The organism is Sphingopyxis sp. JAI128 (assembly GCF_014207235.1).
GTDB lineage: Bacteria > Pseudomonadota > Alphaproteobacteria > Sphingomonadales > Sphingomonadaceae > Sphingopyxis.
Map to the genome: position 1 here is coordinate 466,363 of NZ_JACHDA010000001.1, position 12,757 is coordinate 479,119.

14 protein-coding genes are annotated in these 12,757 nt (G+C 65.1%); 10 read left to right on the forward strand and 4 right to left on the reverse strand.

Annotation, left to right across the window (positions count from 1 at the left end; translation table 11 throughout):
- The first annotated feature begins 181 nt into the window (after window positions 1-181).
- From ispH to rnhA, 3 genes are read left to right on the forward strand one after another with little or no spacing between them, the layout of a single operon-like run.
- The gene (ispH, locus tag HDC35_RS02255) at window positions 182-1,114 is read left to right on the forward strand and encodes a 4-hydroxy-3-methylbut-2-enyl diphosphate reductase (RefSeq protein WP_184643245.1); all 933 of its coding nucleotides are present in this window, start codon (window positions 182-184) and stop codon (window positions 1,112-1,114) included.
- On the forward strand, window positions 1,114-2,076 hold the full coding sequence (gene thrB, locus HDC35_RS02260) for a homoserine kinase (protein WP_184643246.1): 963 nt from the start codon (window positions 1,114-1,116) through the stop codon (window positions 2,074-2,076). Before ispH ends, thrB begins: the two co-directional genes overlap by 1 nt.
- The gene (gene rnhA / locus HDC35_RS02265; RefSeq protein ID WP_184643247.1) at window positions 2,073-2,531 is read left to right on the forward strand and encodes a ribonuclease HI; all 459 of its coding nucleotides are present in this window, start codon (window positions 2,073-2,075) and stop codon (window positions 2,529-2,531) included. The genes thrB and rnhA overlap by 4 nt, the downstream gene beginning before the upstream one ends.
- Window positions 2,532-2,548: 17 nt before the next feature.
- Here rnhA and HDC35_RS02270 read toward each other — a convergent pair whose 3' ends face one another.
- Both HDC35_RS02270 and HDC35_RS02275 read right to left on the reverse strand, forming a co-directional pair.
- Complete coding sequence (locus HDC35_RS02270; protein ID WP_184643248.1) at window positions 2,549-2,725, reverse strand: DUF1508 domain-containing protein; 177 nt, start codon at window positions 2,723-2,725, stop codon at window positions 2,549-2,551.
- 80 nt (window positions 2,726-2,805) lie between these two features.
- Complete coding sequence (locus HDC35_RS02275; protein WP_184643249.1) at window positions 2,806-3,945, reverse strand: FAD-binding oxidoreductase; 1,140 nt, start codon at window positions 3,943-3,945, stop codon at window positions 2,806-2,808.
- A gap of 99 nt (window positions 3,946-4,044) precedes the next feature.
- Between HDC35_RS02275 and HDC35_RS02280 the strand changes: the two genes are divergently transcribed.
- From HDC35_RS02280 to HDC35_RS02310, 7 genes are read left to right on the forward strand one after another with little or no spacing between them, the layout of a single operon-like run.
- On the forward strand, window positions 4,045-4,533 hold the full coding sequence (locus HDC35_RS02280; protein WP_184643250.1) for a prepilin peptidase: 489 nt from the start codon (window positions 4,045-4,047) through the stop codon (window positions 4,531-4,533).
- A 47-nt stretch (window positions 4,534-4,580) separates the two neighbouring features.
- A complete protein-coding gene (gene cpaB, locus HDC35_RS02285) occupies window positions 4,581-5,615 on the forward strand; it encodes a Flp pilus assembly protein CpaB (RefSeq protein WP_184643251.1) in 1,035 nt (344 codons plus the stop codon).
- A 1-nt stretch (window position 5,616) separates the two neighbouring features.
- On the forward strand, window positions 5,617-7,173 hold the full coding sequence (locus tag HDC35_RS02290) for a type II and III secretion system protein family protein (protein ID WP_184643253.1): 1,557 nt from the start codon (window positions 5,617-5,619) through the stop codon (window positions 7,171-7,173).
- Window positions 7,174-7,198: 25 nt separating this feature from the next.
- Window positions 7,199-7,843, forward strand: coding sequence for a CpaD family pilus assembly protein (locus HDC35_RS02295; protein WP_184643254.1), 645 nt, complete (start codon window positions 7,199-7,201; stop codon window positions 7,841-7,843).
- The gene (locus HDC35_RS02300; RefSeq protein WP_184643256.1) at window positions 7,840-9,114 is read left to right on the forward strand and encodes a pilus assembly protein CpaE; all 1,275 of its coding nucleotides are present in this window, start codon (window positions 7,840-7,842) and stop codon (window positions 9,112-9,114) included. The genes HDC35_RS02295 and HDC35_RS02300 overlap by 4 nt, the downstream gene beginning before the upstream one ends.
- Before the next feature lie 55 nt (window positions 9,115-9,169).
- Entirely contained in the window at window positions 9,170-10,141 is a 972-nt protein-coding gene (locus HDC35_RS02305; RefSeq protein ID WP_184643258.1) for a type II secretion system F family protein, read from the forward strand.
- 13 nt (window positions 10,142-10,154) lie between these two features.
- Window positions 10,155-11,186, forward strand: a complete 1,032-nt coding sequence (locus HDC35_RS02310; RefSeq protein ID WP_184643260.1) for a type II secretion system F family protein — start codon at window positions 10,155-10,157, stop codon at window positions 11,184-11,186.
- Between the two features lie 54 nt (window positions 11,187-11,240).
- Here the strand turns inward: HDC35_RS02310 and HDC35_RS02315 are convergent, their stop codons facing one another.
- Together HDC35_RS02315 and HDC35_RS02320 are read right to left on the reverse strand one after the other, a co-directional pair.
- A complete protein-coding gene (locus tag HDC35_RS02315) occupies window positions 11,241-12,242 on the reverse strand; it encodes a fumarylacetoacetate hydrolase family protein (RefSeq protein WP_184643262.1) in 1,002 nt (333 codons plus the stop codon).
- Window positions 12,243-12,299: 57 nt separating this feature from the next.
- Window positions 12,300-12,713 carry a hypothetical protein gene (locus HDC35_RS02320; RefSeq protein ID WP_184643264.1) on the reverse strand — a complete coding sequence of 138 codons (414 nt, stop codon included), beginning with the start codon at window positions 12,711-12,713 and terminating at the stop codon, window positions 12,300-12,302.
- Window positions 12,714-12,757: the final 44 nt, after the last annotated feature.

Here is a 12,757-nt window from a genome sequence, read left to right on the forward strand (position 1 = left end):
CATCGACAGACGTCGGGACGGTGATCCCGCTTCATGCGCGCCGCTTCTTATCGGTGCGATGAACAAGGCGCAACACAGACGAAGCCGCTTTACCCCAATGGCGGTGCTGCGCTAGAGCGCCCGCATTATGAACCTTCCCCATTCAACGACGCACCGGCAAGACGGCGAAGCGGCAGAACTCATGGTTTTGATCGCGGCGCCGCGCGGCTTTTGCGCCGGCGTCGACCGCGCGATCCGCATCGTCGAACTGGCGCTGCAGAAATATGGCGCGCCGGTCTATGTCCGTCACGAAATCGTCCACAACCGTTATGTCGTGGACGCGCTGAAGGCAAAGGGCGCGATTTTCGTCGAATCGCTCGATCGGGTTCCCGACGGCGTGCCCGTCGTGTTCAGCGCGCACGGCGTGCCCAAGGCCGTGCCGGCCAAGGCGGAAATGCGCGGGCTCGACTATATCGACGCGACCTGCCCGCTCGTGTCGAAAGTCCATCGCCAGGCCGAGCGCGCGCACGAGGCGGGGCGTCATATCGTCTTCGTCGGCCATGCCGGCCATCCCGAAGTCATCGGCACGCTCGGCCAGCTACCCGACGGCGCGATGACGCTCGTCGAATCGGTCGACGATGTGGCGAACCTGTCGCCGCCCGATCCGGACATGCTTTCCTTCCTGACCCAGACGACGCTGTCGGTGGACGATACGCGCGACATCGTCGCCGCGCTTCAGCATCGTTTCCCGGCGATCAGCGGACCGCGCGGCGAGGATATCTGCTACGCGACCTCGAACCGGCAGGAAGCGGTCAAGGCGATCGCGGGCGAATGCGATCGCCTGATCGTGATCGGCGCGCCCAACAGCTCGAACAGCCTGCGCCTCGTCGAAGTCGCCGAACGAATGGGAACGCCGGCCCATCTCGTCCAGCGCGGCATCGACATCGATCCCGAATGGCTTGCCGATATCGGCACATTGGGCATCACGGCGGGAGCGAGCGCGCCCGAAACATTGGTACGCGAAGTGATCGATACGGTTGCGAAGCATCGGCCGATCGTCGAGCAGGTCGTCGTGACCGCCGAGGAGAATATGATCTTCAAGCTGCCGCGCGGGCTCGAACCGGCGGCGGCCTGATGGCGGTCTATACCCACGTCGAACCCGACGACCTTGCCGCGCTCGTATCGCGCTACGACATCGGCACCGTCCTGTCGTGCAAGGGCATCGCCGAAGGTGTCGAGAACAGCAACTTCCTGCTTGAGACGACCGGTGGCCGCTTCATCCTGACGCTTTACGAGAAGCGGGTCAGCGAAGGCGACTTGCCCTTCTTCGTGGATCTACTCAATCATCTTGCGGACAGCGGCTGTCCCGTCCCGGCGATGCTGCGCGACCGCGAAGGCGTCGCAATCCAGCGAATTTCGGGCCGCGCCGCCTGCGTCATCCAGTTTCTGCCCGGCATTTCGCTGACGCAGCCTACTCCCGCGCAATGCGAAGCGGCCGGCGCCGCGCTTGGCGCGATGCACCGCGCGCTCGAGGGATATGGCGGCACCCGTGAAAACAGCATGGGCCATCGCCACTGGCGCAGCGTCGCGCAGGCGACCGGCGATCTCGACCAGGTGCTTCCCGGCCTTCAGGCGATCGTCGACGCCGAACTGGCTTATCTCGACGCGCATTGGCCCTCCGGCCTGCCGGCGCATGTCATTCACGCCGACCTGTTTCCCGACAATGTGCTGATGCTCGGCGACCGTGTCACGGGACTGATCGACTTCTATTTCGCTGCGAGCGACTTTCGGGCCTACGACCTTGTGATCGCCCACGCGTCCTGGGCTTTTGCACCCGATGGCCGGGATTGCGACCCGGCGCGCGCGCGGGCTTTGATGCGCGGATACGCCAGCGAAATCACGCTGACGACGGCCGAAGCCGCTGCCCTGCCGCTCCTCGCGCGCGGCGCCTCGCTCCGCTTCCTGCTCACGCGCGCGCACGACTGGGTTCACACGCCCGCCGATGCGCTCGTCACGCGCAAGGATCCCTCGCCCTTCCTAGCCCGCCTGCTACGCTATAGCGCGGCGGACGCCGCCAGCCTGTTCGCCGCCGCATGACCGAAAATGCCGGCAGGACGGTGATCGTCGCGACCGATGGCGCGTGCAAGGGCAATCCCGGCCCCGGCGGCTGGGGCGCGGTGCTGCGCTGGGGCGACGTGGTCAAGACCCTGTCGGGCGGCGAAGCCGACACGACGAACAACCGCATGGAATTGATGGCCGCGATCGAGGCGCTCGCCGCGCTCAAGCGCAGTTGCAACGTCGAACTGTCGACCGACAGCGTCTATGTCCGCGACGGCATCACTAAATGGGTTTTCGGCTGGCAAAAGAACGGTTGGAAGACCGCGGCCAAAAAGCCGGTCGCCAACGCCGACCTGTGGCAACGCCTCGTCAAGGAAAGCGCGCGCCACAAGGTCGAATGGATATGGGTCAAGGGCCATGCGGGACACGGCGACAATGAAATGGCGGACCAGCTCGCCAGCGATGCGGCATTGAAGGTCGCGCGGACGCGCTGAACGCCCGCGCGCGCTTGTCAGGCTTCGTCGCGAACTTCGGCGCCCGGGCCGTTTTTCAGGATCGATTCAATGGCGTTTTTCGCCGAAGCCTTGCTCGAATAGCCTTCGGTCCAGAAGATCGTTTCGCTGTCATATTTGAAATAGGCGACGAACTCGCCGGCCTTGTTCTTCTTGATCTCGAAATAGTGGGCCATGAAATCCTCCACACGACATGCCCGCGCCGGGGGTGGCGCGACATCATCATGTTACCCCCTCGACCTGAGCGCGCAACCCATTAGAAGCCCTTGGCAAAACGCGCCGGGCTATAAGGTCGCGGATCGACCTTGCCGATCGCGCCGGCCGGTTGGGACCCACCGATCTGGCTGGCGAGCAGCGCCGCGATCGCCGGCGAGGTCTGGATACCGAAGCCGCCCTGCCCCGCGCACCAGATAAAGGCGGGTTCGGTCATATCGGCACCGAAAACGGGGTTGCGGTCGGGGGCGAAGCTGCGCAGCCCCGCCCATTTGCGCTCAACCGCGGCGACGCGCCAGTCGACGACCGATTGCAGCCGGTCGATTGCAACCGCGACGTCATATTCCTCGGGCGCGGCGTCGTGCGGGCCCGTCGGCGTCTCGTCGTGCGGGCTGAGCCAGATGCGTCCCTCGCTCTCGCCCTTGAAATAGAATTCGCCGCCGACATGGACGACCAGCGGCAGGTCGGCGGGGACCGGCACGCCGAGCCGTAGCTGGACCACGGTGCGGCGATAGGGTTGGATGCCGAGCGGCGCGACCCCGCAAGCGGCGGCGACGTCGTCGGCCCACGCCCCCGCCGCATTGACGATCAGCGACGCCCGGACATGTTCTTCGCCGACCGTCACATCCCAGCCGTCGCTCGTCCGCCGTGCGGAACGGAGTGGCGCGCGCGTCGCCAATGTGGCCCCGGCCCGCCGCGCGGCGCGCAGATAGGCCGTATGAAGGCGGCCAACGTCGATATCGCTGCACGCGGCCTCGAAGGCCGCTTCGGTCCATTCGGCGCGAACGCCGGGAATCTTCGCGGCGATTTCGGCGCGCCCCACGCGCGACACCGCCACCCCCTTGGCGAGGAACTCGGCCGTGAAGGCATCGACCGCCGCGGCGTCGGATCGCTGCCCCAGCGTCAGCGCGGTGCGCGGCGACAGGAAGCCGCGATCGGCAAAATCGGCTGCGGGATTGTTCAACGCCTCGAAAGACGCGGCCGACAGCGGCTGTACCCCCGTGCCGCCATAGCTTTCGTGCCAGAAAGCGGCCGAGCGTCCGGTCGCATGATAGCCCGGCGCCTCCTCCGCTTCGACCAGCAACACCCGGCGCCAGGGCGCAAGTGCTGCCGCCAGGCTCGCGCCCGCAATGCCCGCGCCGACAATCAGCACGTCGGTGGCAGAGGGCGGCTTGTCGATCATGCTCGCCGCATATCGGGTGCCCCGGCGAATGCAAGCCATGCCGGCCGGGTGGCAGACATGGTTACCCTTTGGTAAGCCATAATCCGTAGAAGCGGGCCGATGGATAGCGGCACGATCTCGCTTGGCCTGATGGCCATTCTCGGACTGATGATGATCGCCGCGGCGATCAGCGATCTGCGGTCGCGATCGATATCGAACGAACTCAACGCGGCCATCGCGTTGCTCGCCATTCCGTTCTGGATCGCCAGCGGGCTCGCCCCGTGGCCCGGGGTGGCGCTCCAGTTCGGCGCCGCCTTTGCCGTCTTTCTGGTCTTCGCCGGATTGTTCGCGATCGGCGAGATGGGCGGCGGCGACGTGAAAATGATCGGTGCGGTGATGCTGTGGATCCCGCTTTCCCTGTTTCTGCCGATGCTGATGGTGATGGCCATCGGCGGCGGCATCCTGTCGGCGGTGATGCTTATCCAGATGAAATTGCGCCCTTCGGACAAACCGGCCGAGGTCCCCTACGGGGTTGCGATCGCCGCAGCGGGGCTGTGGGCGCTTCACCAACAATATCTTAACCAGTTTCAGGCTATCGGTTCTGCCTGAGGGCAAGCACCGCCGTTTCCGGTCGGTGCAGGAGGCGAAAAATCGTCATGGATACGCGAAAGATTATGCTGATCGTCGGCGCGCTGGTCATTGCGATCGGCGCGGCCTTCGGGGTCAACCAGATGATGCGCGGGGCATCGGCTCCGCCTGCTCGTGCAGCTGCGGCACCGGAAATCACCGGTCCGATGATCCTTGTTGCGACACGGCAGCTGCCGGTCGGCACGATCATCGGTCCCGACAGCTTCCGGTTTCAGCCCTGGCCGAAGGAACTGGTCGAAAAGGCCTATTTCATGAAGGACAAGACCGACGTGAACACGTTGGTCGGCACCGTCGTCCGCTATCCGATCACCGCGGGCCAGCCGCTCACGCAGGGCGCACTCGTCCATCCCGACGATCGCGGCTTCCTCGCGGCGGCGCTTGGCCCGGGCATGCGTGCCGTGACGGTCAAGGTCAGCCAGGAACAGGGTGTCGCCGGCTTCGTCTTCCCGGGCGACCGCGTCGACGTGCTGCTTGCGCAGACCATCGAGGTCAAGGAAGGCAGCTCCTATCCGGACGAACAGCTTTTCACCGCCGAAACCATCGTGCGCAACGTTCGCGTGCTCGCCACCGACCAGCGCTACGATGCCGAGGACGAAACCGGTAAGACGCCGGTTCGCACCTTCGGATCGGTGACGCTCGAAGCGACGCCCGAACTCGCCGAACGCATCGCGGTTGCGCAGAGCATGGGCAAATTGTCGCTCGCGCTCCGCCCGCTCGCGGAAAGCACCGGCGAACTCGAAGCGGCCATCGCATCGGGCGACGTCAATGTTCCCGAAAAGGGCGGTGCTGCCGCCGAACGCCGCATGCTGGCGCAGGCCCAGGCTCGTCCGACGACCGCCAAATCGGCGACCACCGGCGGCGATGTCTCGCGCTTCTGGGTTCCGGTTGGCGGCCGCGTCGGCGGCGGTGGGCGGCAGCAGCCGCTGGTTAGCAGCGCGCCGATTTCGTCGGCGTCGGGCAATGGGTCGGCACTCGGTAGCGGACCGGTCGTTCGCGTGACCCGCGGCGACAAGGTTACCGAAGTGCCGGTTGGGGGTAAGTAAGATGAACAGCAAAGCCAATTTCAAGGCGGCCGCCCTGGCGCGCACCCTGGCCATCGGCCTCGTTGCGGCCGCGCTCGTGTCGGCGCCGTCGCAGCAGGCTGCGGCGCAGGCCTCGCAGAACGCCAGCAGCAGCATCGACCTGTCGGTCGGCCGCGGCCGCCTCATCAGCCTTCCGGCGTCGATGTCGGACGTGTTCGTCGCCGACGACAAGGTGGCCGATGTGCAGGTCCGTTCGGGTCGCCAGCTCTATATCTTTGGCAAGACGCCGGGCGAAACCAGCATCTATGCCACCGACGCCAGCGGCCGGGTCGTCTATTCGACGGTCGCCCGCGTTGGCAACAATATCGAGACGATCGACCAGATGCTCTCGCTGGCGATGCCCGAGGCGAGCATCTCGGCCAACACGATGAACGGCTTCGTGCTGCTCACCGGTACGGTCCAGTCGCCCGACGACGTCGCCGAAGCCGAACTGCTGGTCCAAGCCTTTGTCGGCGAAGGGACGAAAGTCCTTTCGCGCCTTCGCACCGCGACGCCGCTGCAGGTCAATCTGCAAGTCCGCATCGCCGAGGTGAACCGCACGCTCGTCAAGGAAATCAGCGGCAACCTGCTGACGCGCGACCGCGACGGTCCGCTCGGCAACGGCTTTCTGGGCGGGGTTTTCGGCGGCCGGTCGGCCGGCGAAATCACCTATCCCAACGCGCCGACCGCCATTTTCCCACCCAACACGGTGCCGACGCCCTATAATCCGATCACCGGGCAGCCGATCAACAGCACCACCTTCGGGACGAATTACGGGATATCCACACCCGCCGGCATCCGCAGCATCGCGGGCGCCGGGCGCCTTTTCGGCCTCGACCTGATCGCCTCGCTCGATATGGGCGAACGTTCGGGCATGGTCGTGACACTCGCCCAGCCGAACCTGACGGCGATTTCGGGCGAGACCGCCGACTTCCTCGCGGGCGGCGAATTCCCGATCCCGATCCCCGGCAATCTTGCCGGCACGACGATCGAATATCGCAAATATGGCGTCAGCCTCGCCTATACGCCGACGGTCTTGTCGAACGGCCGCATCAGCCTGCGCGTTCGTCCCGAAGTGTCGGAGCTGTCGACCGAAGGCGCGATCGAGATGGAAGGGTTCCAGATCCCCGCGCTGACGATCCGCCGCGCCGAAACGACCGTCGAACTCGGCTCGGGCGAAAGCTTCATGATTGCCGGCCTGATGAACAATCGCTCGATCGGCGCCATCGACAAGATGCCCGGCCTCGGCGACGTTCCGCTGCTTGGCACCCTGTTCAAATCGGACAATTTCCGCCGCGGCGAGACCGAACTGGTGATCGTGGTGACGCCCTATCTCGTCAACCCGGTCTCGGCGAACGACATCAAGCTGCCGACCGACGCCTATCAGAATTCGAACGATATCGCGCGCCTCCTGCTCAACCAGGAAAGCAACGGCGTAACGGGCGGCGACCGGCCGAAACCGCGCCTCGATACCGATGTTGGCGACGCCGATCGCCCGCGGGGCACCGGCGACGCATCGCCAGGCTTCAGCATCAAGTGACGCGCTGGATTTCAGGAGCAAAGTGATGAAGAAAATCGCAACTTGGACGATCCTGGCTCTGGCCACGTCGCTCGCCGGATGCACGGGCGCGGCCTACAGCAATACCAGCCTCGAATCGGTGCACCAGCCGGTCGTGCGCAACAATATCTATCAATTCGATGTCGCCGTCTCGAACGGCGAACTTGCCCCCAGCGAACAGGGGCGCCTTCAGGGCTGGCTCGACGCCATGGGCGTCCGCTACGGCGACCGCATCGCGATCGAGGATCCCTCGGTCTACGGCGCCGGTTCGGCGCAGGCCACGGTCCGGTCGATGGTCGGACGCCGCGGGCTGCTGCTGAGCGACGATGTTCCGGTCACCACCGGCGCCGTGCCGCAAGGCTATATGCGCGTCGTCGTCACGCGCGCGACGGCCTCGGTCCCCGGCTGCCCCAATTGGGACAGCAAATCGGCGATCAACATCACCAACTCGACCTCGTCCAACTATGGCTGCGCGACGAACAGCAACCTCGCCGCCATGGTTGCCGACCCGAACGACCTGATCAAGGGCGCGAGCAGCAACCGGACCGACCCGTCCGCCGCGACGCGCGCGATCAAGACCTATCGCGAAAAGCCGCAGACCGGTGCCGGCGACCTCAAATCGTCCGCGACCAGCAAGGAGGACAGCCAGTGAACGCCCCTTTCAAAATGGCCGGACTGCGTGATCCCTTCAACGCCTTTGTCTGCGACGACGATACGCTGGAGCTGATCCGGGCGGCCGCCAACGAGATGGGTTGGCCGATCGAAAAGTGCAACAAGGGCGGCCTGCGCAACGCGGTGCAGTCGCTCTCGGTGTCTGCCAGCCCGAACATCCTCTTCGTCGACATGTCTGAATCGGGCGACCCGATCAACGACATCAACGCGCTCGCCGAAGTCTGCGAACCCGGCACGGTCGTGATCGCCGCCGGGCAGGTGAACGACGTTCGCCTGTACCGCGATCTTCTGTCGAGCGGGATCCAGGATTATCTGCTCAAGCCGTTGTCGCTCGAACAGGTGCGCGAATCGCTGACCATGGCGCAAGCCATGCTGTCGGCGCCGAAACATGCCGACATGCACGACGACAAGCCGCATCACATGATGGCGGTGGTCGGCGTGCGCGGCGGCGTCGGCGCATCACTCGTGTCGACCTCGCTCGCATGGGCGATCAGCGAACAGGCGGGGCGCCAGACTGCGCTGCTCGACCTCGACGTCCACTTCGGCACGGGCGCGCTGACGCTCGACCTCGAGCCCGGACGCGGCCTGATCGACGCGATCGACAATCCCAGCCGCATCGACGGCCTGTTCATCGAGCGCGCGATGGTGCGCGCGTCGGACAAGCTCAGCCTGCTGTCGGCCGAAGCGCCGATCCACCAGCCGGTGATGACCGACGGTTCGGCCTTTTTCCAGTTGGAAGAAGAACTGCGCGGCGCGTTCGAAATGACGATCGTCGACCTTCCCCGCCAGGTGCTGATCCCCTTCCCGCACCTCGTGTCGGAGGTGGGAACGATCCTGCTCGTCAGCGACGTGACGCTCGCCGCGGCGCGCGACACCATCCGTCTCCTGTCCTGGTTCAAACAGAATGTCCCGGGCGCCCGCGTGGTGCTGGTGGCGAACAAGTTCCAGAACGCGATCGGCGAACTGTCGCGCAAGGAATTCGAATCCTCGATCGAGCGTCAGATCGACATCGTCGTTCCGTTCGATCCGAAGCTGGTGAGCCAGTCGGCCAAGCTCGGCAAATCCTATGCCGAAATCTGCAAGGGCACGAAATCGGCGCAGGTGTGGAGCAATCTGACCCGGCTGATCCTCGACGGCGCCGACATCGAGGCCGAAGAGGCCCAGGCGGCGACGGCAAAGGGCAAGTCGGGCGGGTCGCTGCTCGGCAAGCTCGGCCTGATGACAAAGAAGGGCGCGAAACAGGCGGCGTGACGACCCCTGGCGGGTCCCAACCTCCTCCAGCGATAGAAGCGGACATCAGCCGATCATGAATCTGCCAGTCATCCTTATCATCGCGGGGGCCTTCCTGGCCTTTGCCCTCCTCTTCGTCCTGCTTGGCGGCCCTTCGGCCGGCAAGGCGAAGACACGGCGGCTGGCGACAGTCCGCGATCGTCACGCGGCATCGACCGAGGCCGTCGTCGCGGCGCAGATGCGCAAGACGATCCAGTCGGCCGGCGGCAAGGGCGATATCGCGCTGACCAGCCTGCTGCCGCGCCGCGAGGAGTTGGAAAAGCGGATCCGGCGAACCGGCAAGAGCTGGACGCTGACCCAATATATGTTCGCATCGATGGCGCTTTTCGTGGTTGTCACCGGCGGCATGCTGGCGGTCCGCGCGCCGATGCTCATGGCGGGCCTCGTCGGGCTGATGCTCAGCCTCGGCCTGCCCTATCTGATCGTCGGCCGGGCGATCAAAAAACGTGTCGCCCAGTTCAATACCCGCTTTCCCGACGCGATCGACCTGCTCGTCCGCGGCCTGAAATCCGGCCTCCCGGTTACCGAGACCTTCCAGGTCGTGAGCCAGGAACTGCCGGGTCCCGTCGGCGAAGAATTCAAGGGCGTCATCGAACGCATCCGCATCGGCAACACGATGGAAGCCGCGCTTCAGGAATCGGCGGAAATGCTGGGCACTCCCGAATTCCAGTTTTTCTGCATCACCATCGCGATCCAGCGTGAGACCGGCGGCAATCTTGCCGAAACCTTGGCGAACCTGTCCGACGTGCTGCGCAAGCGCGCGCAGATGAAGCTGAAGATCCGCGCCATGTCGTCGGAAGCGAAGGCTTCGGCCTATATCGTCGGCGCGCTGCCCTTTTTCGTCTTTGGCGTCGTGTGGTCGATGAACCCCGAATATCTCTCGGGCTTTTTCCACGAACAACGTCTCATCATCGCCGGTGTCGGCGGCCTGATCTGGATGAGCATCGGCGCCGGGATCATGGCGAAGATGATCAGTTTCGAAATCTGAAGGGGCAGAATCAGTGAACAGCAGCCTCCTTCTTTCCTCGGCATTCACCGGAGTCCAGCGCGGCCCGACGCTGCTCGGCATCGATGTCGTATGGGCCGGGACCGCGCTCGCCGCGGTCGGCGTCTTCGCGGTCTTGTTTGCGATCTACAACGCGCTGACCGTCCGCAACCCGATGACCAAGCGCGTCAAGGCGCTCAACGAACGCCGCGAACAGCTCAAGGCCGGTATCACCGCCTCGACTGCCAAGCGCCGTGCCAAGCTGGTCCGCAAGAACCAGCATGCGGACAAGATGCGCAGCGTTCTCGGCAAGCTCCAGGTGCTGCAGGAAGAACAGATCAAGGACGTGCAGCAAAAGCTGGCGCAGGCGGGTATCCGGTCGAAAGACCTTGCCGTCGCGGTCATCTTTGGCCGTATGGTCCTGCCCGTCGTCTTTGGCGGCGTCGCGGCCTTCCTCATCTATTGGGTCGACATGTGGCCGACCCTGACGCCGATCAAGCGGTCAGGCTTCACCATGGCGATGCTCATCCTCGGCTACAAGGCGCCCGACCTGTTCGTCGAAAACAAGCGGTCCAAACGGACCGACGCGATACGCAAGGGCCTTCCCGATGCGCTCGATCTGCTCGTGATTTGCGCCGAAGCCGGCCTGACGGTCGACTCCGCCTTTTCCCGCGTCTCGAAGGAACTCGGCCGCGCCTATCCCGAACTGGGCGAGGAATTCGCGCTGACCTCGATCGAACTCGGCTTCCTGACCGAACGCCGTCAGGCGTTCGAAAATCTGGCCTATCGCGTGAACCTGGAATCGGTGAAAGGCGTCGTTACGACAATGATCCAGACCGAAAAATACGGGACGCCGCTCGCCTCGGCGCTGCGCGTGCTGTCGGCCGAATTCCGCAACGAACGCATGATGCGCGCCGAGGAAAAGGCGGCGCGCCTGCCCGCGATCATGACGGTGCCGCTGATCCTGTTCATCCTGCCGGTGCTGTTCATCGTCATCCTCGGTCCCGCGGCCTGTTCGCTCAAGGACGCGCTCGTCGATACGATGTAATCGGTCAAAGCGGCACCGGCCCGCGCCGGTGCCGCGTCCGACGTCGGCGGGAAATCAGCCGACCGTCTGTTCGATCGCCCCGAAAATGCTGTGGTGCCGGTCGTCGTCCATCCAGATGCGGACGGTGTCGCCCTTTTTCATGAAGGGCGTTTTCGCCTCGCCCTGCTCGATCGTCTCGATCGTGCGCACTTCGGCCAGGCAGGAATAGCCAACGCCGCCCGCGGCAACCGGCTTGCCCGGACCGCCGTCGGCGCCGCGGTTCGACACCGTCCCCGACCCGATGATCGTCCCCGCGCCCAGGTCGCGCGTCTTCGCCGCATGGGCGATCAACGCGCCGAAATCGAACGTCATATCGACGCCGGCATCGGCGCGGCCGAGCGGCTCGCCATTCAGGTCGACCGACAGGATGCCGTGGAGCTTGCCGTCCTTCCAGCGTTCGCCGAGCGATTCGGGCGTCACGAAAACGGGCGACATCGCGCTCGATGGCTTCGACTGGAAAAAGCCGAACCCCTTGGCGAGTTCGCCCGGGATCAGCCCGCGCAGCGATACGTCGTTGGTGAGCCCGACAAGGAGGATTTTGTCGCGCGCCGCGACGGGATCGATCCCCGCCGGCACGTCGCCTGTCACCACGACCACCTCCGCCTCCATGTCGCAGCCCCATGCAGGGTCGCCGAGCGGAATCGGATCGCGCGGCCCCAAAAAGGCATCGCTGCCGCCCTGGTACATCAGCGGATCGTGCCAGAAACTTTCGGGCATCTCGGCCCCGCGCGCCTGCCGCACCAGCGCGACATGGTTCACATAGGCGCTGCCGTCGGCCCATTGATAGGCGCGCGGCAACGGCGAGGCCGCGTCGCGTTCGTGAAAACGCTCTTTCGGGATCGCATCATGGTTCAGGTCTTCGGCCAGCGCGGTGAGGCGTGGCGCGGCATAAGCCCAATTGTCGAGCGCGGCCTGCAACGTCGGTACGATCTGGCCCGCATCGGCGTACCACGCCAGATCGTCCGAAACGACGACGAGACGGCCGTCGCGACCCTGTTTGAGCGAAGCTAGTTTCACGAATTTTCCTTTGCATGCCGACGCGGCCGAACCGCCATCCGCATCAAAGGAGCGAGTTCAGCGCGACGTCGTGATCGATGCGAAACAGGTAAAGCCGCTCTGCCCCGCCTGCAAGCGCCGGATATATTGAAGATAGGCCTGCGACTGGTTGTAGGTCGCGCCGGGCAGCGTCTGCCCGCGAAACGCCCGCTTCACTTCTTCGCCGGTAAAGGGGCGCGGTGCCCCCGGAAAAGCGCCCTTCGTCCCCGCGGGAACCAGCTTGCCCTGGGGATCGATGAACTTGCCCGCCGCGGTCGGCGCCGGAACCGGAATCTGGCAGTTCATCACCGACACGGCCGTCTGCGCGAAAGCGGGGCGGATCGTCAGCGCCGCCGACACCCCGACCGCGCCGAGCGCCAGCATCTTGCGCCGCGAGGGGATGGCTTCTTCCGTTTCCGCCGCCTCACCGGCGGGAATGTCGCTCTTTTCCATGGGATGCGCATAACCCAATGGACCGCCAAGGAAAAGCAAAAGAC

Coding starts and splice junctions, on each gene's coding strand:
- ispH (WP_184643245.1), top strand. CDS start 182: ATGGTTTTGATCGCGGCGCCGCGCGGCTTTTGCGCCGGCGTCGACCGC.
- thrB (WP_184643246.1), top strand. CDS start 1,114: ATGGCGGTCTATACCCACGTCGAACCCGACGACCTTGCCGCGCTCGTA.
- rnhA (WP_184643247.1), top strand. CDS start 2,073: ATGACCGAAAATGCCGGCAGGACGGTGATCGTCGCGACCGATGGCGCG.
- HDC35_RS02270 (WP_184643248.1), bottom strand. CDS start 2,725: ATGGCCCACTATTTCGAGATCAAGAAGAACAAGGCCGGCGAGTTCGTC.
- HDC35_RS02275 (WP_184643249.1), bottom strand. CDS start 3,945: ATGATCGACAAGCCGCCCTCTGCCACCGACGTGCTGATTGTCGGCGCG.
- HDC35_RS02280 (WP_184643250.1), top strand. CDS start 4,045: ATGGATAGCGGCACGATCTCGCTTGGCCTGATGGCCATTCTCGGACTG.
- cpaB (WP_184643251.1), top strand. CDS start 4,581: ATGGATACGCGAAAGATTATGCTGATCGTCGGCGCGCTGGTCATTGCG.
- HDC35_RS02290 (WP_184643253.1), top strand. CDS start 5,617: ATGAACAGCAAAGCCAATTTCAAGGCGGCCGCCCTGGCGCGCACCCTG.
- HDC35_RS02295 (WP_184643254.1), top strand. CDS start 7,199: ATGAAGAAAATCGCAACTTGGACGATCCTGGCTCTGGCCACGTCGCTC.
- HDC35_RS02305 (WP_184643258.1), top strand. CDS start 9,170: ATGAATCTGCCAGTCATCCTTATCATCGCGGGGGCCTTCCTGGCCTTT.
- HDC35_RS02320 (WP_184643264.1), bottom strand. CDS start 12,713: ATGGAAAAGAGCGACATTCCCGCCGGTGAGGCGGCGGAAACGGAAGAA.